Origin of the sequence: Pseudomonas sp. TH15 (genome assembly GCF_016651105.1) — a bacterium.
Taxonomy (GTDB): domain Bacteria; phylum Pseudomonadota; class Gammaproteobacteria; order Pseudomonadales; family Pseudomonadaceae; genus Aquipseudomonas.
This window is the reverse complement of record NZ_JAEKEL010000001.1, coordinates 4,588,854-4,615,127: the sequence shown is the minus strand read 5'-3', so window position 1 is coordinate 4,615,127 and position 26,274 is coordinate 4,588,854. Positions and strand designations below refer to the sequence as shown.

Annotated in this window: 22 protein-coding genes, 1 tRNA gene and 3 pseudogenes; 15 read left to right on the top strand and 11 right to left on the bottom strand. The window is 60.3% G+C overall.

The features are described from left to right. Window positions 1–10: 10 nt before the first annotated feature. Together JFT87_RS20710 and JFT87_RS20705 are read left to right on the top strand one after the other, a co-directional pair. A pseudogene (locus tag JFT87_RS20710) lies at window positions 11–2,037 on the top strand (LTA synthase family protein). Window positions 2,038–2,106: 69 nt separating this feature from the next. Then, the gene (locus tag JFT87_RS20705; RefSeq protein WP_201204213.1) at window positions 2,107–2,505 is read left to right on the top strand and encodes a DUF1801 domain-containing protein; all 399 of its coding nucleotides are present in this window, start codon (window positions 2,107–2,109) and stop codon (window positions 2,503–2,505) included. 498 nt (window positions 2,506–3,003) lie between these two features. Here the strand turns inward: JFT87_RS20705 and JFT87_RS20700 are convergent, their stop codons facing one another. Continuing rightward, complete coding sequence (locus tag JFT87_RS20700; protein ID WP_201204212.1) at window positions 3,004–3,222, bottom strand: hypothetical protein; 219 nt, start codon at window positions 3,220–3,222, stop codon at window positions 3,004–3,006. Window positions 3,223–3,447: 225 nt separating this feature from the next. Further along, complete coding sequence (locus JFT87_RS20695) at window positions 3,448–5,127, bottom strand: MFS transporter (protein ID WP_201204211.1); 1,680 nt, start codon at window positions 5,125–5,127, stop codon at window positions 3,448–3,450. 270 nt (window positions 5,128–5,397) lie between these two features. Between JFT87_RS20695 and JFT87_RS20690 the strand changes: the two genes are divergently transcribed. From JFT87_RS20690 to JFT87_RS20675, 4 genes and pseudogenes are all read left to right on the top strand, one after another. Continuing rightward, the gene (locus JFT87_RS20690; protein WP_201204210.1) at window positions 5,398–6,519 is read left to right on the top strand and encodes an AAA family ATPase; all 1,122 of its coding nucleotides are present in this window, start codon (window positions 5,398–5,400) and stop codon (window positions 6,517–6,519) included. Beyond that, window positions 6,516–6,949 (top strand): annotated as a pseudogene (locus JFT87_RS20685) (bpX5 domain-containing protein). The gene JFT87_RS20690 and the pseudogene JFT87_RS20685 overlap by 4 nt, the downstream one beginning before the upstream one ends. After that, window positions 6,949–8,781, top strand: a complete 1,833-nt coding sequence (locus tag JFT87_RS20680) for a hypothetical protein (protein WP_201204209.1) — start codon at window positions 6,949–6,951, stop codon at window positions 8,779–8,781. The pseudogene JFT87_RS20685 and the gene JFT87_RS20680 overlap by 1 nt, the downstream one beginning before the upstream one ends. Beyond that, entirely contained in the window at window positions 8,774–11,674 is a 2,901-nt protein-coding gene (locus JFT87_RS20675; RefSeq protein WP_201204208.1) for a bpX6 domain-containing protein, read from the top strand. The genes JFT87_RS20680 and JFT87_RS20675 overlap by 8 nt, the downstream gene beginning before the upstream one ends. A 39-nt stretch (window positions 11,675–11,713) precedes the next feature. Here JFT87_RS20675 and phnE read toward each other — a convergent pair whose 3' ends face one another. The 8 genes and pseudogenes from phnE to JFT87_RS20640 form a co-directional block, all read right to left on the bottom strand. Then, the gene (gene phnE, locus JFT87_RS20670) at window positions 11,714–12,481 is read right to left on the bottom strand and encodes a phosphonate ABC transporter, permease protein PhnE (protein ID WP_201204207.1); all 768 of its coding nucleotides are present in this window, start codon (window positions 12,479–12,481) and stop codon (window positions 11,714–11,716) included. After that, entirely contained in the window at window positions 12,478–13,302 is an 825-nt protein-coding gene (locus tag JFT87_RS20665; protein ID WP_201204205.1) for a PhnE/PtxC family ABC transporter permease, read from the bottom strand. The genes phnE and JFT87_RS20665 overlap by 4 nt, the downstream gene beginning before the upstream one ends. Continuing rightward, a complete protein-coding gene (locus JFT87_RS20660) occupies window positions 13,296–14,093 on the bottom strand; it encodes a phosphonate ABC transporter ATP-binding protein (RefSeq protein ID WP_201204203.1) in 798 nt (265 codons plus the stop codon). The genes JFT87_RS20665 and JFT87_RS20660 overlap by 7 nt, the downstream gene beginning before the upstream one ends. Then, window positions 14,090–14,953: a putative selenate ABC transporter substrate-binding protein gene (locus JFT87_RS20655; protein ID WP_201204201.1), complete on the bottom strand. Its 864-nt coding sequence runs from the start codon at window positions 14,951–14,953 to the stop codon at window positions 14,090–14,092. The genes JFT87_RS20660 and JFT87_RS20655 overlap by 4 nt, the downstream gene beginning before the upstream one ends. A gap of 165 nt (window positions 14,954–15,118) precedes the next feature. Continuing rightward, window positions 15,119–15,226, bottom strand: a pseudogene (locus JFT87_RS28500) (SDR family NAD(P)-dependent oxidoreductase); the annotation flags it as partial. A gap of 87 nt (window positions 15,227–15,313) precedes the next feature. Further along, the gene (locus tag JFT87_RS20650; protein WP_201204198.1) at window positions 15,314–15,898 is read right to left on the bottom strand and encodes an HD domain-containing protein; all 585 of its coding nucleotides are present in this window, start codon (window positions 15,896–15,898) and stop codon (window positions 15,314–15,316) included. Window positions 15,899–15,973: 75 nt separating this feature from the next. Next, window positions 15,974–16,531, bottom strand: a complete 558-nt coding sequence (locus JFT87_RS20645; protein ID WP_201204196.1) for a helix-turn-helix domain-containing protein — start codon at window positions 16,529–16,531, stop codon at window positions 15,974–15,976. Between the two features lie 73 nt (window positions 16,532–16,604). Then, entirely contained in the window at window positions 16,605–17,006 is a 402-nt protein-coding gene (locus JFT87_RS20640; protein WP_201204194.1) for a RidA family protein, read from the bottom strand. 115 nt (window positions 17,007–17,121) lie between these two features. Between JFT87_RS20640 and JFT87_RS20635 the strand changes: the two genes are divergently transcribed. Continuing rightward, window positions 17,122–18,048 carry a LysR substrate-binding domain-containing protein gene (locus JFT87_RS20635; RefSeq protein WP_201204192.1) on the top strand — a complete coding sequence of 309 codons (927 nt, stop codon included), beginning with the start codon at window positions 17,122–17,124 and terminating at the stop codon, window positions 18,046–18,048. Here the strand turns inward: JFT87_RS20635 and JFT87_RS20630 are convergent. Then, window positions 18,026–18,886, bottom strand: coding sequence for a LysR substrate-binding domain-containing protein (locus JFT87_RS20630; protein ID WP_201204190.1), 861 nt, complete (start codon window positions 18,884–18,886; stop codon window positions 18,026–18,028). The two genes, JFT87_RS20635 and JFT87_RS20630, sit on opposite strands and share 23 nt — an antisense overlap. Window positions 18,887–19,034: 148 nt before the next feature. Between JFT87_RS20630 and JFT87_RS20625 the strand changes: the two genes are divergently transcribed. The 8 genes from JFT87_RS20625 to JFT87_RS20590 all read left to right on the top strand — a co-directional run bounded on the left by JFT87_RS20625 (window position 19,035) and on the right by JFT87_RS20590 (window position 26,226). Continuing rightward, complete coding sequence (locus JFT87_RS20625; protein WP_201204188.1) at window positions 19,035–20,087, top strand: agmatine deiminase family protein; 1,053 nt, start codon at window positions 19,035–19,037, stop codon at window positions 20,085–20,087. Window positions 20,088–20,090: 3 nt separating this feature from the next. Further along, window positions 20,091–20,999 (top strand): N-carbamoylputrescine amidase, encoded by a 909-nt coding sequence (gene aguB / locus JFT87_RS20620; protein ID WP_201204186.1) that lies wholly within the window; start codon window positions 20,091–20,093, stop codon window positions 20,997–20,999. A gap of 2 nt (window positions 21,000–21,001) precedes the next feature. Continuing rightward, window positions 21,002–22,105 (top strand): extracellular solute-binding protein, encoded by a 1,104-nt coding sequence (locus tag JFT87_RS20615; RefSeq protein WP_201204184.1) that lies wholly within the window; start codon window positions 21,002–21,004, stop codon window positions 22,103–22,105. 53 nt (window positions 22,106–22,158) lie between these two features. After that, a complete protein-coding gene (locus JFT87_RS20610) occupies window positions 22,159–23,280 on the top strand; it encodes an agmatine deiminase family protein (RefSeq protein ID WP_201204181.1) in 1,122 nt (373 codons plus the stop codon). Window positions 23,281–23,343: 63 nt separating this feature from the next. Further along, window positions 23,344–24,357, top strand: coding sequence for a GlxA family transcriptional regulator (locus JFT87_RS20605; protein ID WP_201204179.1), 1,014 nt, complete (start codon window positions 23,344–23,346; stop codon window positions 24,355–24,357). 469 nt (window positions 24,358–24,826) lie between these two features. After that, complete coding sequence (locus JFT87_RS20600) at window positions 24,827–25,192, top strand: DUF6124 family protein (protein WP_201204177.1); 366 nt, start codon at window positions 24,827–24,829, stop codon at window positions 25,190–25,192. A gap of 117 nt (window positions 25,193–25,309) precedes the next feature. Then, window positions 25,310–25,666, top strand: coding sequence for a DUF6124 family protein (locus JFT87_RS20595; protein WP_201204175.1), 357 nt, complete (start codon window positions 25,310–25,312; stop codon window positions 25,664–25,666). 485 nt (window positions 25,667–26,151) lie between these two features. Beyond that, a tRNA-Gln gene (locus JFT87_RS20590) sits at window positions 26,152–26,226 on the top strand. Window positions 26,227–26,274 lie beyond the last annotated feature (48 nt).

Below are 26,274 nucleotides of genomic sequence, written 5' to 3'. Positions count from 1 at the left end.
GAGGTCAACGATGGCTTGGTTGCAATCGCGACGTCTGCGCTATGGCGTGGGCGCAGCAGGTTTGGCGTTTTTGTTGTTTGCCACGCTCCGGCTGGTGTTCGTCCTCGGTTTTTCCGGCGTTGATCTCAATGAATTTGCCGACAACCCGCAATGGCTGCAGACCCTCGGCATCGGTTTGCGTTTCGACCTGCGTCTGGCGGTGTTGCTGATGTTGCCGTTGGCGGTGCTCGCATGGCTGCCGCGCTGGAACCTGACGCGGTTGCCATGGCTGCGCGGTGTCGCACGGTTGTATTGGCTGCTGACGTTGGGCGTGGTCGGTTTGATTTACATCATCGACTTTGGCCATTACGCCTACCTTGGGGTGCGGATCAACGCCACGGTGCTGCGTTATCTGCAGGACGCGCAGATCTCGCAGCAGATGGTCTGGGAAACCTATCCGGTGCTGTCGATTGCCCTCGGTTGGCTGGCAGTACTCGGCTTGTGGTTTTACGCATTTGTGCGCCTGGAGCGCTTGACCCTGGCGCGTGAAGCCAAGGTGATCGGGCGCACTTCGCTTGCGCTCGGAAGCGGTTTCGGGATGGTGGCGGTGTTGCTCGCACTGCTCGGTCGAGTGGACAACCTCAACCTGGAAAACCCGGTGCCGCTGCGCTGGAGCGACGCGTTTTTTCCGGTAACAACCAGATCGCCGCCCTGGGCCTCAACCCCGTGCTGTTCCTTTATGACACGCTGAAGACCGGGCAAGCGCAGTTCGATGAAGCCAAGGTGCGCGAACATTACCCGGCGGTGGCGCGCTATCTGGGCGTCGATCTGCCAGATGCGCAGACCCTGACCTTCGGCCGTCAACAGGCCGTGCAGCCGTACCGGGTTGCCGGCACGCCGAACGTGATGTTCGTCATGCTCGAATCGCTCGGCACCAGTGCGGTGGGTGCTTACGGCAATCCGTTGAATCCGACGCCGAACCTTGATCGACTGGCCAGCGAGAGCTGGTTCTTCAAACACTTTTACGTTCCGGTGACCGGCACGGCAAAAACCGTCTGGGCGAGCATCACTGGCGTCCCCGACGTCACGCGTCAGGAAACCGCAACCCGCCATCCGCTGATCACCCGTCAGCACACGCTGATCAACGCGTTCAGCGATTATCAGAAGCTCTACATGATCGGCGGCAACGCCGGGTGGGCAAACATCAATGCGCTGATCCAGCAAAGCATCGATGGCGTGCGCCTGTATCAGGAAAGCGATTGGCGTTCGCCGCTGGTGGACGTGTGGGGGATTTCCGATCTGGACCTGCTCAAGGAAAGCGACCATATCTTGCGGGACTTGCCCAAGGACCGGCCATTCTTTGCCTACGTGCAAACCTCGGGCAACCACCGGCCGTTCACCATCCCCAAAGACAATGATGGTTTCCAGATCAGCAGTCTCACGCTGGAACAGGTGCAGGCTGCCGGATCGCGCAGTGTCGAGCAGTACAACGCCGTGCGCCTGCTGGACTTCAACATTGGCAAGCTGATGGAGATGGCCAAGGCCGGCGGTTATTACGACAACACGATTTTCGTGTTCTTCGGCGATCACAACACGCGCATCAGCCAGATCCCGCACATGCCGCCGGCCTTCGAACTGCTGGGCCTTGAAAGCAACCATGTGCCGATGTTGATTCACGCGCCGGGGTTGCTCAAACCTCGGGTGATTGATGAAGCCGTGGGCCTGGCGGATCTGCTGCCGACTGTCGCGGGGATGGCCGGCATAGCGTTTACCAACGGGGCAATGGGCCGTGACGTTCAGCAGCCGGCGCCGGAAGGTGAGCGTGTGGTGCCGCTGGTGTTGCGCGAAGGAACGTTCCCGCTGATCGGCGGCGTGACCGAGGATTATCTGCTGCAAATGCAACACGACGGCAGCGCGCCGACCTTGCACGATTTGCGCTCCTCAACGCCGCTGGACAACGTCGCCGAACAAAATCCGCAGGAATTTCAACGTCTGGTGGAGCTGACCCGAGGCCTGCACGAAAGTGCGCGATTGATGTTGTACCGCAACGCGCGCTGAGGTCGGAAACTGGCGTGAGGAAAGTGTCGAGTCTAGAGTTCTTCCACGCGTATCCGCAGAGGACTCGTTATGAACAAGGACAAGCAGGAAGAAGGCACGGAGTCAGCGTCGGCGCTGATCGATCAGCGCATCGAGGCGCTGGCTGACTGGCGCGGCGACACGCTCGCGAAGATCCGTTTGATCATGCGCAAGGCTGATCCGGACGTGGTGGAAGAGTGGAAATGGCGTGTGCCGACGTGGTCGCACAGCGCGATTATCTGCACGGGTGAGACTTACAAGTCAGTGGTGAAAATGACCTTTGCCAAGGGCGCATCGCTGGCGGATCCGACGGGATTGTTCAATGCAAGCCTTGAGGGCAATACGCGGCGGGCGATTGATGTGCATAAAGACGAAGTGATTGATGAAAATGCCCTGGTGGCATTGATTCGTGAAGCGGTGAAGCTGAATACGTCGAAGCCCTCACCCTAACCCTCTCCCAGAGGGAGAGGGGACTGACCGTGGTGTTCTTTCGGGGTACGCCGACCTGAGATTTCGAGGGAAACCAAGGTTTAGAACTAGACCCGCTCAGCTCATGGCCCCAGAGGGAGAGGGACTGACCGTGGTGTTCTCTCGCGGTGTGCGGACACGAGATTTCGAAGCGAACTCAGGTTTTGAACTGTACTCGGTCGGCCCCCTTTCCCCTCTCCCTGAGGGAGAGGGCTGGGGTGAGGGGGTGAATCCAACAAACACCACAAATCTCAGTTGCCGTCTGCCACTTTGCGTTCGATCTCGTCGACCTTGCTCTGCAACGTTTCAGCTCACTGCCCCAGAGGGAGAGGGACTGACCGTGGTGTTCTTTCGCGGTGTGCGGATACTAGATTTCGAAGCGAACTCAGGTTTTGAACTGTACTCGATCGGCTCCCTTTCCCCCTCTCCCTGAGGGAGAGGGCTGGGGTGAGGGGGTGAATCCAACAAACACCACAAATCTCAGTTACCGTCTGCCACTTTGCGTTCGATCTCGTCGACCTTGCGCTGCAACGTTTCGGCATCCTGCTCTTTGACGCGGGTTGAAGTGGGGGTGATCACCTCGTCCACGGCCCGGGTGTCATTGTCCCTGTCCTCAAGATCGCGCTCGACGACGTTCACCGGTTTCCCGGAAGTGTCGGTGGCTGGGGCGTTCGGGGTTTTGTCATCATTGCTGTTCATATCGTTGACCTCCAGTGGTGTAAACATTGGAGGTGCCGCTGCGGCGAGCGTTCGATTTTTCTACAGAACGATGCATCACACCATGCGGCTCTCGCTTCTGTAGGAGCAAAGCTTGCTCGCGAAGACGTTGTTTCAGTCACCAAACAAGCTGACTGAACCTGCGCCATCGCGAGCAAGTTTTGCTCCTGCAAGCCTATGCCTGTAGGAGCTGTCGTTTGCGTGGCTTCAGTCTTTGAGGATGTCGCGATCCTTGGTTTCCGGCAGGAAGAATATGCCGAGTACCGCGGTCATCACTGCGATCACGATCGGATACCACAGCCCGTAGTAAATATCGCCGGTCGCCGCGACCATGGCGAACGCCACCGTCGGCAGGAATCCGCCAAACCAGCCATTGCCGATGTGATACGGCAGCGACATCGAGGTGTAGCGGATGCGGGTCGGGAACAGTTCAACCAGCCAGGCGGCAATCGGGCCATAGACCATGGTCACGTAGATCACCAGGATGGTCAGCATGAGCAGCACCATCGGGTAATTGATTTTCGCCGGATCGGCTTTTTCCGGATAACCGGCGTCCTTGAGTGCCGTGCCGAGGGTGGCGGTGAAGGCGTCGTTGCGGGTCTTGAAGTCGGCGGCGGGCAATGCGCTGCCGTCGAAACTTTCAATCACTTTGTCGCCAATCCGCACTTGCGCCACGGTGCCCGGTTCGGCGACGACATTTTCATAAGGGATCGCCCGCTTCGCCAGCAAGGTCTTGGCCAGGTCACAGGAACTGGTGAATTTGGCCTTGCCCACCGGGTCGAACTGGAACGAGCACTGATCGGGGTTGGCGATCACCTTCACCGGGTTTTTCTCCTGAGCGATGAACACGTCAGGATTGCCGTACTGGGTCAGCGCATGAAAGATCGGAAAGTAAGTCAGCGCCGCCAGAATGCAGCCCGCCATGATGATCGGCTTGCGGCCGATACGATCCGAAAGACTGCCGAAAATCACGAAGAACGGCGTACCGATCAGCAGCGATCCGGCGATCAGCAAATTGGCGGTTTGCGGGTCGATCTTCAGCGTCTGCAACAGAAAGAACAGCGCATAGAACTGCCCGGTGTACCAGACCACAGCTTGCCCGGCAGTGCCGCCGAGCAACGACATGATCACCACTTTAAGGTTGTCCCAGCGAGCGAAGGATTCGGTCAGCGGCGCCTTGGATGTCTTGCCTTCGGCCTTCATCTTCTGGAATGCCGGCGACTCGCTCAGTTGCAGGCGGATGTACACCGAGACGATCAGCAGCAGAATCGACAACAGAAACGGAATCCGCCAGCCCCAGGCTTCGAACGCTTCGGTGCCCAGCGCGGTGCGGCAGGCGAGGATCACCAGTAGCGAGAGAAACAGGCCGAGGGTCGCGGTGGTCTGAATCCATGAGGTGAAAAAGCCACGTTTGCCGGGTGGTGCGTGTTCGGCGACGTAAGTGGCCGCGCCACCGTACTCGCCGCCCAGCGCCAGGCCTTGCAGCAAGCGCAGGGTGATCAGGATGACCGGTGCTGCGACGCCGATGGTCGCGTAACCGGGCAGCAAACCCACCACGGCGGTCGATATCCCCATGATCACGATGGTGATCAGGAACGTGTGTTTGCGCCCGATCATATCGCCGAGGCGGCCGAACACGATCGCGCCGAACGGCCGCACCGCGAATCCCGCGGCGAAGGCGAGCAGGGCGAAGATAAACGCTGTGGTTTCGTTGACGCCGGCAAAGAAATGCTTGGCGATGATCGCCGCCAGTGAGCCGTAGAGGTAAAAGTCGTACCACTCGAACACCGTGCCCAGGGACGAGGCGAAGATGACCTTGCGCTCCTCCTTGGTGATGCCGCCGCTGCGGGGTGGACTGCCTGAGGATGCTGTGGAAATTGTGGCCATGGGTGTTCTCCGTCGTGCTTATTGTTGTGGGCCGGAGTCCCCCGTTACTGCTTATCGCACTCTGGCCTTGGGCAAATGCCGCCATTGCTCTCGCGTGAAACTTTCACCGTCTGACGGCCTCGCATTGCTGCAAGGTTCTCTAAAGCATAATCAGCTTCTGCGGGATATCCACTCGGCGTCCTGCGGGCACGGTCGATTAAAGATCGCTCGCCGACGGCCGATAGCTGCCGACCAGCCCAATTCAGAATCCACTTTTCAGGGAAGATGCCCATGAATGCTTCATTGCAGAGCGCTGCCGCGCAAATCCGTCAGGCCGTCCGGGTCGCCACTGAAGGTCTGGTGGGGCGTGAACAGTTGGCCGAACTGATCGTGCTGGCCGCTGTGGCGCAGGAGCATATTCTGGTCATCGGCCCGCCAGGCACGGCTAAAAGTGCTGTGGTGCGGCGCGTGGCGCAGTCGATGGGTGGGCGTTATTTCGAGTACTTGCTGGGGCGCTTCACCGAGCCTTCGGAGCTGTTTGGCGCGGTCGACCTGAAAAAGCTTCGCGAAGGCACGGTTGAAACCGACGTCAGCGGCATGCTGCCGGAAGCCGACATCGTCTTTCTCGACGAGGTTTTCCTCGGTTCGACGGCCATCCTCAATACCTTGCTCGGCGTGCTCAACGAACGCCGCTTCCGCCGTGGCCACACGCAGATCCAGTGCCCGCTGCGGGTTTGCGTCGGCGCCTCCAATGGTCTGCCGGATGATGAAGCCCTGGCGGCATTCGGCGACCGTTTCCTGCTGCACCTGTTTGTCGAATCGGTGCCGGACAATCAGCTCGAAGCGATGCTGGCCGGCGGCTGGCAATCCGAGCAGCGACCGGTTCAGCAGTTGCTCGGTTTGAGTCAGTTGGACACCCTCGGCCAAGCCTTGAAAAATGTCGACCTGACGGCCGTTCGCCCGGCACTGGCTCAGGCCATTCGCCGCCTGCGCGAGGCCGGCATTCAGTTGTCGGATCGACGCATCGTCAAATCGCAACGGCTGATCGCCGCAGCGGCATTGCTCGGCGGACGTTTGGAGGCCAGCGACGCGGACCTGTGGCCGCTGCTGTATGTGCTGCCGACCAAGGAAACCCAACAGCATGGCCGCGAAGTGCTGCGCGAGATCTTCTCGCAGTCGAGCAACCGCCATTTGTTCAGTGCAGTGGAGGAGGCGACCCTGCAACCGATGTCGCGTGTCAGCCGCCTGGTGGAAACCGCCGAGGAGTATCTGGCGCGCAGTGAGCCACCGGCCAGTGCTCTGCTGGAAGGCTTGCTGCGGGAGATTGACGCCAACTTCAATGACATGACGATTCCGGCGTCGTTGCAGGATGTGCGTGGTCAGGTCGCCCGTCTGTTGACGTCGGCCGCATGAGTGGTAACGCGATGGGCTGGGCCTGGCGACCTCGGCAGGCGCCTGCCTCGCCGCAGGCGGCTGTGGCGTGGGGCGACGTCGCGCGACGTCTGCATGCACGACTGCTGCTGATTCCCGAAGAACAGGCATCGCGCCTGCACGCCACGGCCAATCGTGATGTGTTGCTGGTGGCCGGTGCGGCGGCGGATCTGCCGTGGGTCGACGGCGTGGAGTATGCAGCGATGGACGATCGTGCGCCGGGCTTGTGGTTGCCCACCAGTTGGGAACCCGATGTGCCGAGCGACCTGTTGGGTCAGGCGTTAGCCAAAAATTCTCTCGCACGCCGCTGCTGCTGTGGCGTGATCCACCGGCCGTGGTGCCCCTCGACCGGCAATTGCCGGTGACCGCGCAGCATTTGCAGCGGATCAATGCTTACTGGACGGGGCGCTGATGCAATTACCGGACTCCCTGCAACCCTGGCGTGAATGGCTGGAATGGTTTGCCCCGGAACAACTGCCGCTGTTTGCCGATCTGCTCGGTCGGCTGAACCCGATGCTGGGCCCTTTGCGCGGTCTGCAACAGGGCGGTGTGCCTGAGCCGGATGGCCTGGGTGACTTGCAGCGGCGCGGGCCTTATGAGCGCTTGCTCTCCAGTGAATGGCTGCTGGCCGATGAAGTGCCCGACGAGTTTCTGCGTCGGGCGGTAGTGGGCGAACATATGTTCCTCGCGCCGCAGTATCGCGCCCAACAGGCCAGCCGCCTGATTGTCGTACTGTTCGATGCCGGGCCCCTGCAATTGGGCAGCGCACGCCTGGTACACATGGCGCTGCTGATCCTTTTGGCCCGTCGTGCCAAAGAGGCTGGCGCCGAACTGCGTTGGGGGATTTTGCAGCACGAACCGCTGCTGCACGAGCTCGACTCGGTGGCGCAACTCAAGCGCCTGCTCAGTGCGCGAACCTTTACCACCGTCAACGACGCGCATTGGCAGACGTGGCGGCAATCGCTGCAAAACGAGCCTATGCCCGTCGGCGAGTGTTGGCTGGTGGGGCAACGTTTGCCCGTGACTGACCGGCACACCTGTACACATCGGGTGCAGGTGTCGCGCAGCCTTGAAGGGCAAAGTTTGTCGGTGCAGATGCAGGCCGGTGAAACCCGGCGTGTGAGCCTGCCGATTCCGGACGAGCGCTTGGCGGTGCAACTGCTCAAAGGCCATTTTGAAGGCGAAGTCGTGCAGGCCGCGCCGTCCGCCAAAGGGCTCGTGCCGCGTGTCTCGCTGACGTTGCAGCCGGTGATTTCGAGTGCCGGTACGCACGTCGCCCTGAAGATGCTCGATGAGCCCGGCATGGTGGTCATCAAGTTGCCGGCGCAGAACCAGAAAAAGTCCCTGGAAGTGCGCCGCAACCTCTGGAGCGCCTGCCGCACACCGCTGACGGTGCTGTTCGTCGGGCGTGCAATCGGCGCGGTCCTGAGTGACCAGTTACAACTGTCGTTCTGGAATATCACTGGTCTGAATCCGGTCGATAAACCGAGTTTGGAAGAATTGAAGCTGCCGCCGGGTACGGCTAATTTCCTTCCCGCCGTAGGTTTGCACGGTCACTTCGCCAACCGCTTGTACCTGCTCGATACTCAAGGGCACCTGGCCTTTTGGGTGGTGGAAAAAGAGAAACACACCGCGACGCCCGCACCCCGGGGCACCCAGCGCTTGGCGGCAGGGGTGATGGCGATGGCCAAAGTGTCTGGCGACGCCATGGCCTATGTGCGCCGCGAAGGTGATCGGCTGTATGCCTACTCGATCAACTCGAACTCCGGTGACAGCAACGCTGCGCATGTGGTGGGGATTGCCGAGGGCGTCACCCAGGTGCTGTTTGCCGCCAGTTACCGGTGGCGCAACGGCTTTGGCGGCTGCGCGTTGCTCACCGTAAAAAATGAATGTGAAAGTTGGCGGGTAGTGTCGGTCAAGGGGGCGCCGTTCGAAAATCAGCGGATCGATCTGGCTCGAGGCTGGAAGGGCATCGGTTTGCTGCAAGAGGATGACGAGGACTACTCGTTGCTGTTGATCAGCCCTGGTCAGCAAGCTATCGCTCTGCACTACGGTGACGACCATGAAACCCTGTTCACCACCAGCGCGGTGATTGCCAAGGTCAGCTTCTGCCCGTTGAGCGGTCTGGTTGCGGTACTGACCAGTGCGCGTGAATTGTTGGTGTACTCGGTGCCCAAACGGCTGATGCGCTTGCAGGTGTTATGTAATGAACAACCGGAAAACAAGGACAGCAGCGATGCTTGAACTGGACGCTGCACTGATCCGCCGCCCGCTGTTGACCGGCCACCAGCACATTGAAGGGCTGTGGTTTGCCGCCGAGCGCTTCACGCCTGACGAGCGCGCAAAGCTGATTCTTGAACAATGGCAAACCGGCGCCAGCGCCTACCGTTTTGCCGACGGCGATCTGTTGCGCTTACGCCAGCCGGTGGCGGTGCAGTGCGAGGACATGCTCGGCTGGCCGTTGATTCGCCAAGGCAATGTGCTGTGTTCCGCTGTGCTCGACCCACAGGAGGTGCGCAACTTGCCCACCGCCGACCTCTGGCTGGTGCGCGGCAGCCACGTCAGTGCCCGGCATTTGCGCGATGCCGTAGCCCTGGCACCGGGTGACTGGCTTGACATCAATGGCCTGACCTTGCTCGACACCTATGACTGTCGCAACGTGCTGCCGGAGCCAGTGCTTGAGTCCGTGGCCGTGTTCACCGACGTCCGGGAAATTCTCGGCGACGCGTTGCGTCCGGTCAGCCCAGAGCAGGCACAGGTCATGAAAGCGTTGCTGGAACGTCAGCAAAATGCGTCGAAGGTGCCGCCCCCTCAGGTCAACACGACGCAGAACAGCACCTGGACGCAGACGCCAGGCACTTCCTTGCCGTGGCTGAAACTCAGCGTAACGCTGGTGATTCTGGTGGCGCTGTTCTGGATGGGGTCGCAAGGCGAGAAAACCGGCATGCAGCGCATGACCATGCCCGACACTCCATCAATGTCGGTGCAAATCGGCGGCGTGGTGGTGAGCATATTGATCGGCGGGATCGCTCTGACCCTGTTGCTGGCAGGGTTGCGCCATGTGTTGCGCCGGCCGGTGCCGGTGCAGCCTTCGGCTCCCCGTGCCGCCGAGCCCGGCATCGAGGCCCGCGCCACACCGGCCAAAACCAAGCCGTCGCGCTGGCGACGCTGGGTGACGCGCCTGACTGAAAACTCGCGTCTGTCGGCACTGTATGGCAAGCGTCAGGCCGCCTACATGCGGCGCATGCTCGAAATGTTCGAGGACGGCAACTTCGAAGAGGCGCTGCGTCACGCGATTCCATTGGGCAGCGAGCAGAGCAGCGGCGAGCAATCATTCGGTACGCCGCAGCGACGTCAGGATCTGATGATCGACCACAGCCGTGGGCCCACGCGTTCGATCAGGTTCGAACACGACATGGAAGCGCATCTGCGACTGATCTACCGGCAGACCTTTGAGCGCCTGGATCGCGAGGGGCGCATCGAGGAAGCGGTCTTCGTGCTCGCCGAGCTGCTAAAGGTGCGTCAGGAGTCGCTCGACTATCTGGAAAAGCACGGACGCCTGCAACAAGCCGCCGACCTCGCGCTGGCCTGGGATATGCCGTCCGCGATGATCGTGCGTCTGTTGTGTCTGGCCGATAACTGGCAGCGTGCCTTGCTGGTCGCCCGACGTGACGACGCGTTTGCGGCCGCCGTGACATTGCTGCAAGGCAAGTGGCCGGAGAGCGCCGACCGTTTGCGTCTGGAATGGGCCGAATCGCTGACCCGCAAAGGCCTCTGGTTGCAAGCCGTCGAAGTGATCTGGCCGCTGCGTGCGGAGCGCGAGCGCGCCGCCCAGTGGCTGCTGGATGCCGAAGCGGCGGGCGGCACGCTGGCGTTGGGCGCATTGGTCAAACGGGCGGCGTTGTTGCCCGATACCTTGCAGGCGTATGCCGAGTGGGTCGAGCAACTGCGCGATGATCCGGCGCGTCACGCCGAGCGCGCGGCATTGGCGGAGATTTTGTTGCAGCACAAGACGCACGTGAATGCCCTGGCATGGCTGGCCGCAGCCATGGTGCACGCGGTGCTGGCGGACCAAAACGACGGCCATGGTCGCTTGTCGCATCTGCAATTGCAGGCATTGGTCAGCATGAGCAAGGACAAACTGTTGCAGGCCGATCTGCCGGGAGCTTTGCCGACACTCGCCGCGAAGGTGCCGCTGTCGAAGGTGGCTGAGCCATTGGAATGGACAGCCCCGTTCATGGGCAACCGCAAGATTCTCGACGCGGTGCCGCTGGAGGATGGGCGTTATTTACTCGCGTTGGGCGAGGCGGGGGCGGTGGTCATCGATGCGCACGGCCAGACCCAGTGCCATTTCCCGGTGCCGGCACACAACATCGTCTTGGCCCATGACCGACAAGTCGTGCTGGTGTTGGCCCGGCGCGATGATGTCTGGCGCATCAGCAAGCTCGATCTGGTCACGCGCAGCGCGACGGATCTGGGTGTGCAGATGTTCGATGTATTCGCCCGGTCATTCGATGGCCTGACCTGGACCATCGGCCGCGGTCGGCAGGTGCGGGTAGTCGATGTCGATCATGGATTCGAAACGCTGTGGCATGTCAGCGATTTGCCGGGTCAGGTCTGCGGCATGAGAGATGATGCGCAAAACGAACTGGTGTGGCTGACTCACCCGGACCAAGGCTTGTATCTGTGGCATTACCGCTTGCCCGAGCGTCGATTGATCACTCGGGATTTGATGCCGGCCGTGCCAGTGGGCAGCTTCCAGGTGCTCGACACTGATGGTCGTCTACTCGGCGCACAACTGAAACTGGCCGACAATGAAGACCCTGTGTTGGTGGTGGAGTGGATCGGCGGACGCAAGGGCTATCGATTGCCGGGGCTGGATGGCGAAGAATTCGATTCGCTTGATGTGTATTTGCATGGCCAATGGATGCTGATCCGTTACTTGATCAACGATCAGGAGATGCGCTGGCATTTCATTCATCGCGGCAGCGACCAACTCTGCGCCACGTTGCAATGGCCTTTGCACGGTGCGCAGGTGCGCTGTGTAGGTGCCGATTACTTGCTCTTCGATCACCATGGGCGCTTCAGTCATATCAACGTCGACACGGCCACCCAGCACAACCTCTCGCTGAACTGAACTGAACTGAACTGAACTGAACTGAACTGACCGGGCCGCCTACGCTTTAACCCAGCGCTGGCGGCTCCACGCACTCAACCAGTCAACCACGAACACCAGCACCAGCATCGCCAGGATCACTGTGCTGGCCTGGGCTTCCTGAAACAGGCTCAGGCTCACATACAACATTTGCCCCAAGCCGCCAGCGCCGACAAAACCGAGCACGCTGGCCATGCGGATGTTGTTTTCCCAGCGATACAGAATGTAAGCGAGCAATTGCGGCGCAAGGTTCGGCAGGGTGCCGTAGCAGAAGGCGAGAACCGGATTGCCACCCTGCAAGCGAATGGCTTCGGCCGGTTGTGGCGGGGTGTTTTCCAGTGCTTCGGCGAACAAACGCCCAAGTACGCCTGTGGTGTGCAGGGCGAGGGCGAGGGTGCCGGCATTCGGGCCGAGCCCGGCGGCGAGCACCATCAGCGCCGCCCAGACCAGTTCCGGAATCGCCCGCAGACCATTGAGCAGCAGCCGCGCGAGGCTTTGCAGTGGCCAGCCGAAACGCCCGGCGGCAGGCAGGGCAATGACGATGCCGAATCCCGCCGCGAGCAGTGTGCCGAGGGCCGACATGGCCAGCGTTTCCATCGAACCATGGAAGATCGCTTTCAGGTAATCGGCGCTCAAGTCCGGGCTGAGAAAACGCTGCACATACGCGCTCATCTGTTTCAGGCTGGTGGCGCTGCCCAGCTCACCGAGGTCCAGCCCCAGATAGCTGAAGGACGCGATGACGGCCACGCCAATGGCGGCGATCAGCAGCAGGTTGATCAGGCGATTCATGTCAGCCTCCAGCGCAGCAAACGGCTGAGTTGATCGGCGCCCAAGACCAGAATCAGAAAGGCCAACAGAATACTGGCGACTTCACCGCCAGCGAACATACGGATCGACAGGTCAATCTGCTGGCCGAGCCCACCGGCACCGACAAAACCCATCACCACCGAAGCACGAATCGCGCATTCCCAGCGATAGACCGTGTACGACAGCAGTTCTGCCGCGACATTGGGCAGCGTGCCGTAAGCAAACGCCGCCAGCCGACCACTGCCGGCCTGCAGCAATGCGTGCGCCGGGCGCTGATTAGTCGACTCGAAAGTCTCCGCGTAGACCTTACCGAGCATGCCGCTGTAGGTGATCGCGATGGCCAGCACACCCGCAGCCGGGCCAAGGCCAACGGCACGCACAAACAACAGCGCCCAGACGATTTCCGGCACGCTGCGCAGAAAGATCAGCAAACCGCGCACCGGCCAGCGCAGCAGACGGCCCAATCGACTGGGCACGCCGCCCCTGGACGCCGCGGACAGCGAAAGCGCTCGACTGGCAATCAGGCTGGCCGGTATCGCCAACAACAGCGCCAACGCCATGCCGGCCGTGGCGATGGCCAGGGTCTGCAGGGTGGCTTTGAGCAGTAACTGGAGAAAGGCTTCGTCGTGCGCCGGTGGCCAGAATTGCGCGACAAAACGGCCCATTTCGTTCTGGCTGTCGGGCAGCAGCACGCCCAGGTTCAGTTCGCTGAGCTGGATGCCCGGCACCAGCAAAGCAATCGCCAACAACGTCAGCAGTAATCTTGGCCATGCGGCCGGATCCCGTGAATCAGCCTTCAGCATCGTGGAATCTGCACAGTCAAAGGGGCCACCGCAGCGGTCGGCGATTGCAGTTTTTCGTTGGCGTACAGCGCATCGAGCATCTCGGGGCTGACGTGATCGGACGGGCTGTCGAACAGAATCTGCCCATCACGCAAACCGATGATGCGCGGGAAGTGCGACAGCGCCAGATCCACCGCGTGCAGGCTCGCCACCAGCGTGACGTTGTGCTCGCGCGCATGGCGCGACAGGATCGACAGTGTGTGCGCGGCCATGACCGGGTCCATCGCCGACACCGGTTCGTCGGCCAACAGAATTTCCGGTGCCTGATACAACACGCGGGCGATGCCCACACGCTGCAACTGGCCGCCGGACAATTGCTGGCAATGGGCGAACAGTTTGTCGCCCAGATCCAGCCGCGCCAATGCCGCGCGTGCGCCCGATACGTCGAGCGGATGCAACAGATTCAGCAGGCTTTTGCCCAGACTCCACTGGCCCAGTTTCCCGGCCAGCACAGCGGTGACCACGCGCTGGCGCGGCGGCAGCGGTGGTGCCTGATGCACCAGACCGATTCGGGCACGCAGACGTTGCCGTTGACGCGCGGACAAGTGCCAGGCGCGCTCACCCAGCACTTCGATCTCACCGCTGCTGGGCCGCAGGGCCGTGGCCAGCAGGTTGAGCAGACTCGATTTGCCGGCCCCGGACGGGCCGATGATGGCGACCTGTTCGCCAGCGCCAATCTGTAAGTCGACGCCGCGCAGGGCGTCGACTCCATTGGCGTGGCGCAGGCTGCCCTGGTTGAGGCGTAGGGTCATTTCAGCAGGTCGGCGGCGCGGGCGGCTTCCTCGATGCCCTTGTAGTTCTCAGGCTTGGTGTCGATGAAGCGGCTGGCCGCTTGCAGGTCGAGGATCTTCTTCTGCTCAGGGTTGGCCGGGTCGAGATCGAGGAAGGCTTTCTTGATCTTCGCCGCCAGCGCCGGATCGAGCGTGCCGCGCACTGTCCAGTTGTAATCGAAGTAGGTCGGGGTGGTGGCGAAGACTTTGACCTTGGTAGTGTCGACTTTGCCGGCATCGACCAGTTTCTGCCAGACACTGGCGTTGAGTACACCGGCATCGACCTTGCCGGCCTGCACCCAGGCCACGGTGGCGTCATGGGCGCCGGAGTAGGCGACGCGGCTGAAATAGGCTTCAGGCTTGATGCCGTCGTTTTTCAGCATGAAATAGCGCGGCATCAGGCTGCCCGAAGTCGACGACACGGAGCCGAAGGCGAAGGTCTTGCCTTTCAGATCGGCGAGGCTATGCACATTCGGGTCGGCGGTGATGAATTTGCTGGTGAACTGCGCATCCTGTTCACGCTGCACCAGCGGGATCACCGGCGTCGTGGCATCGGTCTTCAAGCGTGCCTGCACAAACGTGAAGCCGCCGAGCCAGGCCATGTCCAGGCGATCGGTCGCCAGCGCTTCAACCACTGCCGGGTAATCGGCCACCGGCACAAACTGCACCTTCATGCCCAATTGCTGTTCCAGATAGGCACCCAGCGGTTCGAACTTGCGCAGCAGTTCGGTCGGCGCTTCATCGGGAATCGCGCTGACCCGCAATACATCGGCGGCCTGTGCCGCCAGCGCAGAAAAGGACAGGGCCAGGCCGGCGGTCAGTGCCAGGGTTCGCTTGAGCATAGAAATCTCCATTTCATCGGCGTGAAAATAGGTGAAGAGCTGAAAAAGGGCGCTACGTGAGGGTAGACGAATCGGCGAGTTTATACGTACTCATGCGTGCAAAGGCCAGCGCCATCAGGTGTGCGCGGTTAAAAGCGCTCGTCGAGTATGGCTGGGAGGGAAATCGTTCGGGCGTGTGCGAGAAACGCCCGTCAATGTGTCTCCAGCGTTGCCCAAGCCTTTGATAAAAGCTCTGCCCAAGCCTTTGCTGGCACCCACCACCAAAATCTTCATTGATCGTCTCCCTGATCAGATTGCTGATGGGCGAGCATGCAAACAAACGACCGCAGAAATGGCAAACGAGTGGGTGTATCCGAATATTTACGAACGGTCAGTCATGCTCAAGTCGATTCTTTCCTGGGTATCAAGGTCGATAAGCGCTCGCAGCGCTGCGAAGATCGGTTCGGCACTGGTGTGTTTTTTACCGTAAGTCAGATTGAAGTGGTAGTCGAAATCCACCGGGTTCAAGCCCTGAGTGTGTTGCAGCAGGGTCTCCAGCTTGTCCAGTGCCTTGACCGCTTTGGCCTCGGCAGAACGGGCGTTTTCGTAGTCGTCCCACAATGCGAGAATTTCGCTTCTCAGGGCATCATCGAGCGAGCCGGTCAGCAGCAGAAGGTCGATGCGCTCTTGTTCGCTTTTGTCGGGAAATGCGTCCTGAACGACTGCCGGGATGTCGCCATTGATAGCTTCGCCCAAGTCGTGAATCACGCACATCTTGAGAACTTTCAGCAGGTCGAGCCCGGCCAGCTCATCGGCAAAGACAATTGCCATCAGGCATAGGCGCCAGCTGTGTTCGGCAGTGCTTTCGGTGCGGCCGCCAGAGGTGTGCGCACTCCTCAGGACGTCCTTGAGCTTTTCTGCTTCACGGAGGAATTCAAGGCGTCGGCTGATTTTTTCGAGGTCCATACACTTACCCGGTGGTGGAACAGAGTCACAAGCCTAGAGCCGATTCCCTTGAGCGTCCACGCATAAAGTATGCGTTCAGAGCGTCTCGACCAGCCGCGCAAATGTACCGTCGGACAGTGGAATACGTGTCCAGCGGCACAGGCTCTGGCGGATCGGTACGAGGTCGGAGTCGTTGCTGCCGGTGACAAATTCCAGCGCCGGCGCTACCTGGAGTTCACGCCAGCCCAGTGTGTCGAGCGCCCGTTCATTGCGGGCAATTTCCGCGGTCGCGAAGCGCCACAGTGATCGCCCGAGCAATTGGCTCAACGGACTGGCGAATTGCGCGGCACGGGCCGCAGAGCAGGCCAGCAAACGGTGGGTCAGGTCGCAGACCAAATGCACCGGTCGTGTGCTTTCGCTCACCAGCCGGGCGAGGGCTTGATCGGCGGCTGTATCGAGACGGGCGGCGAGCAGTTGCTCCAGCTGTCGATACGCTACCGGGTCAATCGCCTGAACACCGGCTTCCCAACGGGAAATGGTCGATTGGGTGACGTTGAACATCTCGCCAGCGTGGCTTTGCTTCACTCGATGCAACAAGCGCCAACGACGCAGGGCTATGCCGGGTAGAGCGGGTTTGAGCAATGGATCAGCCATGAGGGATGTCGAGAGAGATTGAAGGGCCAACACTTTGAAGACTGCCGGCCCGCGCTGCAAATCGACCTGACGATCAGGCAGCTTCAGGAAGCTTGGCGATCACCTTGATCTCGACATCAAAGCCATACAGCCAGGTCACGCCCACAGCGGTCGCGGTCGGATGCGGCGCATCGCCCCAGAACTCCGTCAGCACGATATTCCAGATGGTTTCGAACTTCGATTGCGGATCGACAATGAACACGGTCACATCGACCACGTCGTCGAAGCTGCAGCCAGCTTCGTCGAGGATCGCATTCAGGTTGCTGAAGGCTCGCCGGACCTGGGTTGGCAGATCGGGCTCGGGTGAGCCGTCCTCGGTGCTGCCGACTTGCCCCGAAACGAAAAGAAAGCCATTCGAACGTACCGCGGGCGAGTAGCGATGACGCTCGTAAAGCGCTCGCCGGGCCGGTGGGAAAACAACATCGCGCTGAGTCATGGGGGTGCCTCCATCATTTGAGTTGATGAGGCCACTTTAGGTATTTGCAATCGGGCGATAAACGCGCAAGCTTGGCGTTCACTGTTTGTAAAAACCAAACAATCAAGGGGCGAGTGTGGATCGTTTCGATGCAATGCAGGCTTTTGCGCGGGTGGTCGAGGCGGGGAGTTTCACCAAAGCCGCCGAAACCTTGCACATGAGCAAGACCACCGTGACCCAGTTGGTTCAGCAGTTGGAAGCGCGGCTGCGAGTCAAATTGCTCAACCGCACCACGCGCAAGGTCAATGTCACCGCCGATGGCGCGGCCTATTACCAACGGGTGATCCGATTACTGGCCGACCTCGACGATGCCGAAACCAGCCTGCCCGGCGCGGCGGCGTTGCCCAGCGGTCGACTGCGCGTTGACGTACCGAGCCCGCTGGCGCGGTTGATCCTGATCCCCGCATTGCCCGAATTTCACGTGCGTTATCCGCACATTCAGATCGACATGGGCGTCAGCGATCGCATCGTCGATATCATCGATGAGAACGTCGATTGCGTGGTGCGTGGCGGCGAGTTGCTGGATCAGTCGTTGATGGCACGCAAGGTCGCCGACCTTCAGTTGGGTGTGTTTGCTGCACCGGCTTACCTGGCTCGCGAGGGCACGCCGGCGCATCCCCGAGAACTGGAAGACTCCCATCACCGCGTCGTCGGTTTCCTCTGGGCTCGCACCGGCAAACCCGTGCCGTACGCCTTGCACCGCGCCGGCGAAAACCTGCACATCAAAGGTCGCCATGTGTTGGCGGTCGACGATGGTAATGCTTACCTCGCGGCAGGGCTGGCCGGTATGGGCGTGCTGTGGCTGCCCAAGTACATGTCAGCCGTTCACCAGGCTCAGGGCGAACTGGTCCCGCTGTTCGAAGACTGGCAACTCGATCCGATGCCACTTTACGTGGCGTACCCGCCGAACCGCCATGTCAGCCTCAAACTGCGCGTGTTCATTGACTGGATTGTCGAGGTCATGGCGCAGCACGCTCCGGTTATTGATCGCTCAGGTTACTGAGCAACCACTCGCTGAAACGGCGTGCCATTGGATCATGCTCACTGTCGCGATGGGTCAGCAGCGCCCAGTTCGGCCCGCGGATAGTGTCCTCGACCAGCGGCTGCAACAGGCCCTCAGCCCGCGCCTGACGGCTGAGCAGTCGACTGACCAGGGCGATGCCAAGCCCGGCGCTGGCGGCGTCTAGCAGCAACCCGGGATCGGAGAAATTCAAGCCCTGATCCTGTTGGCCGACATCGATTCCGGCTTCCACCGCCCAATGACTCCAATCCATCTCCCGCTCGCCGTGCAGGGTTGCGCGCTGTTCCCGTGGCAGCGCCAACACGCTCGGGTGACACACCGGGTAGAGGCGGTCGGCGTGCAGCACCTTGAAGCTGCACTCTGCTTGGGAGCTGATGTCATCGCGCACTGCGAGGTCGATGGTCTGGGTGGTCATGTCCGGGACTTCATCGGTGCTGTAAATCCACAGATCAACCTCCGGGTGCTGACGGGGAAAATCCCCCAGGCGCGGTAGCAGCCAATGACGGGCGAACGCTGGCGTGGTGTTGAGCACCAGTTGATTGGGTTTCTGGTACTGCCCGAGACGGCGAATACCAACGGCCAGTTGCTGCAACAACGCCTGGGTGGTGCTGAGCAAATCGTGACCGGCATCGGTCAGGCTGACGCTGCGTCCGCTGCGGAAAAACAACGGTTGCTCAAGGTACGCCTCAAGGCTGCGGATCTGCTGGCTGATCGCCGATTGGGTCAGGTTCAGCTCGGTGGCCGCCTTGTGAAAACTGCCCAGTCGGGCGGCGGCTTCAAAGCCGCGAAGGGTGCTGAGCGGGGGCCAGTGCTTGAGCATGCTGATAAGTTCCTCTAATCACTTTTCTGCTAAATCCATCGTTTGTTCGCCTGTTTTACCCACCGTAGCATGCATGGCAAGCCGATCAAGGTCGTTTTCATTGAACACAATGGCTTAACTCAAAGGGCTTTTTATCATGGGGAGTGTCATGCAGCAGAATCAAATTCAAAACAGTGTTTGGGTGATGCCGGCCGAGTGGGTCAAGCACGCCGCGACCTGGATGGTGTGGCCTCATAACAAAACCCTTTGGGAATCGAGTTGGGGCGTTACCTTGCCGCTGGTGCAAGAGGATTTCGCCCGGGTGGCCAACGCCATTGCGCGTTTCGAACCGGTGAAAATGGTCGTCGACCCGTCGGCGGTTGCCAGTGCCAAAACACTGTGCGGCGCCAACATTGAGTTCATCGTTTTAGCGGTGAACGACAGTTGGTGCCGCGATTCCGGCCCAAGCTTCGTCTGCCATCCGCAGCAAGGTCTGGCCGGGGTGAGCTGGCGCTTCAATGCGTGGGGCGGCAAGTCGGCGCACGACCTCGACGAAGGTTTGGCCCGCCGTGCACTCAATCACTTGGGCGTGTCGTGCTTTGGCACACCGTTGAGTAACGAAGGCGGGGCCATTCATGTCGATGGCGAGGGCACGCTGATCACCACTGAATCGGTCTTGCTCAACGCCAATCGCAACCCGGACACCAGCAAAGCGGAAATGGAAGAGATCTTCACCCGTCTGTTGGGCGTGAAGAAAACCATCTGGCTGCCGGGCGATCCGGATTACGTGACCGGTGATATGACCGACGGCCACGTCGATGGCGTCTGTGCCTTCGCCCGCCCTGGCGTGTTGCTGGTGGACGCCACCCACGACAAGCATTCGGTGTATGCCGAAGTCGCCCGTGAGAACCGTCGTGCACTGGAGCTGGCCACCGATGCCCTAGGCCGAAAATTCGAGCTGATCGAGCTGTATGAAGCCACCGACGCCGTGGACACCGAGGCTGAAGTGTTCTGCGCTTCGTACACCAATTTCTACATCGCCAACGACGCGATCATCATGCCGGCCTATGGCATTGATGCCGACAACGCGGCGGCCGAAGTGCTGGCTCAGGCCTTCCCGGGCCGCGAGGTGGTGCCGGTACGGATCAATCACCTGGCCCATGGCGGCGGCGGGGTGCACTGCATCACCCAACAGCAGCCGGCCTGGCCGGTGGAGGGTTAAGCCATGACCTTGTTGACGATTGCCACCACCCAGATGCCCTGCACCTGGGATTTACAACACAACCTTGATCAGGCCGAGCAGTTGGTGCGTGAGGCGGCGGCGAAAGGCGCGCAAGTCATCCTGTTGCAGGAATTGTTCGCCACGCCGTACTTCTGCATCGAACAAAGCCATAAGCACCTGGGGCTGGCCGAGGAGTATCGCGACAGCCGCGTACTCGCTCGCTTCGCCGCGCTGGCCCGGGAGTTGGGTGTGGCGCTGCCGCTGAGCTGGTTCGAAAAGGCCGGCAACGCCTACTTCAATTCGCTGGCCGTGGCCGATGCCGATGGGCGCCTGTCGGGTGTGTATCGCAAGACCCACATCCCCAACGCCATCGGTTATCAGGAGAAGGAATACTTCAGCCCCGGCGACAGCGGTTTCAAAGTCTGGGACACCACGTTCGGGCGTCTCGGCGTCGGCATCTGCTGGGATCAGTGGTTCCCCGAAACGGCGCGCTGCCTGGCTTTGATGGGCGCTGAAGTGTTGCTCTATCCCACCGCGATCGGCTCGGAACCTGGCTGCGCGGCGCTGGATTCACGCGACCATTGGCAGATGACCATGCGCGGCCACGCCGCCGCCAATCTGCTGCCGGTGGTGGCGTCGAATCGAGTGGGCCGAGAAGTCGCGACCACCGATCCAGATCTGCACATGAGCTTCTACGGCTCGTCGTTCATCTGCGATCACAAAGGCAAATTGCTCGCCGAAGCTGACCGCGACAGCACCGGCGTGCTGCTGCACAGCCTCGATCTGGCAGCCATGCGCGAAGAGCGTTTGAGCTGGGGCATCTACCGCGATCGACGTCCGGAAATGTATGGGCCGCTGCTGAGTCAGGACGGTCGCCACCTTCATGCACGCTGGAACACTCAAGGGGTTTGATTATGGTTACCCACCACAAACGCTTGCTCGGCGCGATAGGCCTGGCACTGACCTGCTTCATGCCGTCGTCGCATGCCGAAGACAGAACCCTGCGGCTGTACAACTGGGCCGATTATTTCGCTGAAGACACCCTGAGCCGTTTCACCGCCGAAACCGGGATCAAAGTGATCTACGACGTTCTGGATGGCAGCGAAACGTTAGAGGCGAAAATGCTCTCCGGCGGCAGCGGCTATGACCTGATTTTTCCCGGCGACACGGTGGCCGAGCGCTTGATGCGCGCCGGCAGCCTGATGCCGCTGGATCAATCGAAGTTGACGGCAATGGACGACATCGAACCCGGTTTGCAGAAACTGCGCAGCCACTACGAGCATTCTCAAAAAGCCACAGTGCCCTATACCTGGGGCACCATCGGCCTGACCTACAACGAAGAGCAGATCAAACAGCGCATGGCCGATGCGCCGGTCAACAGCCTCGACATGCTGTTCAAACCGGAACTGGCTGCGAAGTTCGCCAACTGCGGTATCTCCGTGATCGACTCGCCGGATGAAGTGCTGGCCGTCGTGCTCAATTACCTCGGCCGCGATCCGCGCAGCGCCAAACCGGCGGATCTTGCGGCGGCAAATGATTTGCTGATGAAACTGCGGCCGCATATTCGCAAGTTCCAGTCGCAACCGGTGACCGATCTGGTCAACGGTAACCTGTGCCTGTCCCTCGGTTACAGCGGCGACATGACCCAGGCGCAGCGCACCTCCGACAGCGCCGGCAAGCACACGAAATTTCAGTATCGAGTGCCCCGCGAAGGCACGACGATATGGATGGACACCATGGCCATTCCGGTAGACGCCAAACACCCGGAATACGCCTACGCGTTCATCAATTTCGTCATGCGCCCGGAGAACATGGCCGCGATCAGTAATGCCACCGGTTACCCGACGTCCAGCGCCAAGGCGCGGGCGGGCGTCGATGCGGTGATGCGCGACAACCCGGACATCTATCTTGATGAAGCGACCTATTCTCGATTGATTGCGGGCAAGGACATTTCCCAGGCCGACATGCGTGCCCGCATGCGCACCTGGACCAAATTCAAAACCGCCACTGGCCAATGATCCACGGCCGGCGAGCCATCGCCGGCCTTCACCGATATTCAGGAAAAGCACCCATGACGACTCGTCGCGATTTCATTAAACAGGCCTCGGTGGTTGCCGGTGTCAGTGCCGCGGTCATGAGCCTTGGCCTGTCGCCGCGCACAGTGCTCGCGGCTGCACAGGAACGCTGGTTCATGCCCGACGAGGGTGACAAACACGAGCGAGCCTATATCGCCTTCGGCGCGCAGGATGCGATCTGGGAAGACTTCACCGAAGACGTCCAGGAAGCCCTCGGCCGCATCGCCCGCGCCATCGCCCGTTATGAACCGGTCACGGTGTTCTGCCGCAAGAACGAGCGCAGCCTCGCCGAAGAATTTTGCGGCACCCGCAACATCACCTACGTGACTGCCGCACTCGACGACATCTGGATGCGTGACATCAGCGCCAATTTCGTCATCGACGACAAGGGCGGGCTGGGTGCCGTGGATTTCAACTTCAGCGGTTGGGGCAACAAACAGCAGCACAGCAAAGACGCGAAAATCGCCGCACTGGTGTCTGCCGATGCGCAAGCGACCTATCAGCGCAGCGAACTGGTGGGCGAGGGCGGCGGTATCGAAGTCGATGGCCATGGCACCGGAATCATGACCGAAAGCAGCTGGATCAATAGCAACCGCAACCCCGACTGGAGCAAGGCTGATGTCGAGGCAGAATTGAAGGAGCGCTTGGGCCTGCGCAAAATCATCTGGCTGCCGGGGATCAAGAACAAAGACATCACTGACGCTCACGTCGATTTCTACGCGCGCTTCATCAAACCGGGCGTGGTGATTGCCAACCTCGACACCGACCCGGAGTCCTACGATCACAAGGTCACGCTGGCGCACCTGGAGATTCTCAAAAACGCCACTGACGCTGATGGCCGCAGGCTGCAGATTCATACGATTTCGCCGCCGCTCAAGCCGCGCACCACCAAATTCAACAAGAACAACCCGGACTTCGCCGCCGGTTACATCAATTATTTCGTGATCAACGGCGCGATCATCGCCCCGGAGTTCGGCGACAAAGCGGCGGACCAAAAGGCCTTTGATCTGCTGGCCAAGCTGTATCCGGATCGCGAAATCGTCCAGCTCAACATCGACGCGATTGCCGCGGGTGGCGGCGGAATTCACTGCGTGACCAGTCATCAACCACAGGCGTGATTGACTCTGCGGCGGATCGGGCCAACTATCGGCGGATAACAACATGACCGAGTGGCCCAGACCTTGATCGAACGACGCCAATTCAGCGGTGGCATGAAGGGAAAAAACCTCCGCTATTTGAATGAGCAGCCAGATGAGCCGGTGCAAATGGCCCGCACAGGCTTTCTGCTGCTGGAGCATTTCTCGCTGCCCGCGTTTACTCAAGCGCTGGACACGATTATCACCGCGAATCTGCTACGTCCCGGCTTGTTCTCTTCCCGAACGTTCAGCTTGAACGATGGGGAGGTGGTCAGCGATCTGGGCCTGGTCATACGGCCAGATGCGCGGATCGATTGTTCCGGGATTCGTGATCTGGATCTGCTGGTCATTTGTGGTGGCTACCGGACAGAACTGAAGGCCAGCGACGAGTTGATCAGCCTGCTGAGAAACGCGTCAGAGCATGGCGTCAGCCTGGCCGGATTGTGGAATGGCGCGTGGTTTCTAGGCCGGGCAGGGTTGCTTGACGGATACCGTTGCGCCATTCACCCCGAACACCGCCCCGCCCTCGCAGAGTTCTGCAAGGTCACGCAGGTCAGCAGCGAGCCCTACATCATTGATCGAGACCGGCTCACGGCGTCCAGCCCTTCCGGGGCCTTCCACATGGCGCTGGACTGGATCAAAGGCTTGCACGACAAAGCCCTCGTCGAGGGCATTGAAGACATCCTGGCGTTCGAGGAGTCGCGCTACCGGCGCATCAAACCGACTGAAAATATCAGTGTGAGCGCACCGTTACGTGAAGTGGTCAATCTGATGGGCGCCAACCTCGAAGAGCCTCTGGAACTGGATCAACTGGCTGTTTACGCAGGCCGTTCCCGGCGGCAACTCGAACGATTGTTCAAGGAGCAATTGGGCACAACGCCGCAACGCTATTACCTGGAACTGCGGATAACCGAGGCGCGTCGGCTGCTTCAACACACCGAGTTATCCCAGGTCGATGTGCTGGTTGCCTGCGGCTTTGTGTCGCCGAGTCATTTCAGCAAATGCTATAGCTCGTACTTTGGCTACCGGCCTTCCAAGGAAAAGCGGCTGGTCAAATAACAAGCCGTCTATTAACCCGAGTTCAACACGGTTTCACACGTCGGCGTACCTCCCCCAAACACCCCGGTCAGTCCCCTCTCCCTCCGGAAGAGGGTTAGGGTGAGGGTTCTTAAACATCATTCCCAACATATGTTTAACTTTCACGAACTGTTACGCCCTAAAGGCTACAAAACCTTGCGCCTTTACCTACGCGTACGCCAGAATCCGCCGGCTTGTGCGCTTGGCCCTCGGGCTCTATCGTTTGCCTGCCACTGCCCATCAGTGGTCGGGTTTAGTAGCTCGGTTGTTATTAGTAAGGGCATAAGCGCCATTCAGTCAGGTCATTCTTTTCCTGCACTTGATGGTGGTTGTGCGCAGGGCGCTCTTGGGCGCGCCGGGTTTGCTAATTCCACCGGTCTACTAACCTGCGTACAGCCGCCACCCTCTTTTAGTAGAGAGCGGTAGTGGCCCCAACTCTGGAATCAGATCTATGTTCAAAGTCACATCCAATCCCCCCGACACCGATCCAGTACCCCACGATGCCTCCCTCGACCCCAAAAAGCTCAAAGAGGCAACCGACCGCGCACTCAACTTCTACCTCAACCCCGGGGCGCTGAAAGAGCCGATACCGCCCCGCAAGCCCGGCATCATCTTCCTCATCGACCCAGCGGTAGATGACGAAACGCTGCTCGTCCAAACTTGCGAATCGTTGGCTTCAGCCAGCGACATGGCGAGTGAGATCGCCGATTCGATAGACATTTCGCAGCGTCGGAAGATGCTGATCCTGCAACAGGTGATCATGCTCAGCGAGCTGGTGGTGGGTCGAGTCCTGGACAACCAGCGCTTACCGCACTAGTCGCGGTGTAGATGGGTGAGGGGGCGTGCCCCCTCATTGCACGGAAGCATCCGCGAACGCGGTGCTTCACGTTTTCTATCCAGGAACCTGAACCGGTTCTTGTTGGAGCTTCAGCTGATGTCCAAGCCACCCGAGCCACCGATCACCGATCCGGCGTCGCCGTATGCGTCGCCCAATTCACGAAAGCTCCACGAAGCGGCCGAGCGTGCGCTTGATCATTACCTGTTGCCTGCCGCGATCGTGGCCACACCCTACACGCCCAACGCTCTTTTCATGGCCAACCCGCACGCAGACACTGAGTCGTTGCTGACCAACGCTTGCGGGTCCTTGGCGTCCGCTTCGGTCATGCTCGGCAATTTTGCCGGGATGCTGGAGGGATCAAACCGCCATACCCTGCTGGGTATTGCGCAGGTGGTCATGTTGGGGGAGTTGGCGGTGAACAAGGCGCTGGATATCGTTGTGCCAACCGAGTAATCACGCACGTTAGTCGGGCTTGTGGGTGTCTGGTGAGGCGGCATCGCGAGCAGGCTCACTCCTACATTTGGAATGCGTTCTCCTGTAGGAGTGAGCCTGCTCGCGATGACGCCAGTTCAGGCAAAGAATCTGCAGAACCACCGAGCTTCGTTTGCTTGATCTTCAGCGCGTCCATGAAATCAACGACGTCGCTGGCCAGCGCTCCCAATGTATCCCTCAAACCGTGGGCGCATTTAAGCGCCGGGACTTGTCTGGCCTGTGTCGAAGTGGGGCGTTGTTGAGTGTCGCTGTATCGCGGCGGGGTTGGTACACAGTGTGATGCACGGCGCGAAACGGCCTGATCCTTGACCTGAATCGGCCAAAAATAATAAGTGGCTGTTTTAAAACAAAAAATATTTCAATTCGTGCTTCACAAACCAAACTAATGTTGGTAAATTACGCCCCGTTCTCGCAGCGATCCTCACGGAGCCGCTGACAAGAGCTGTAGGGGCGTCGCCAAGCGGTAAGGCAGCAGGTTTTGATCCTGCCATGCGTTGGTTCAAATCCAGCCGCCCCTGCCATATTCGAAAAAACGCCAACTTCGCAAGAAGTTGGCGTTTTTTTATGCC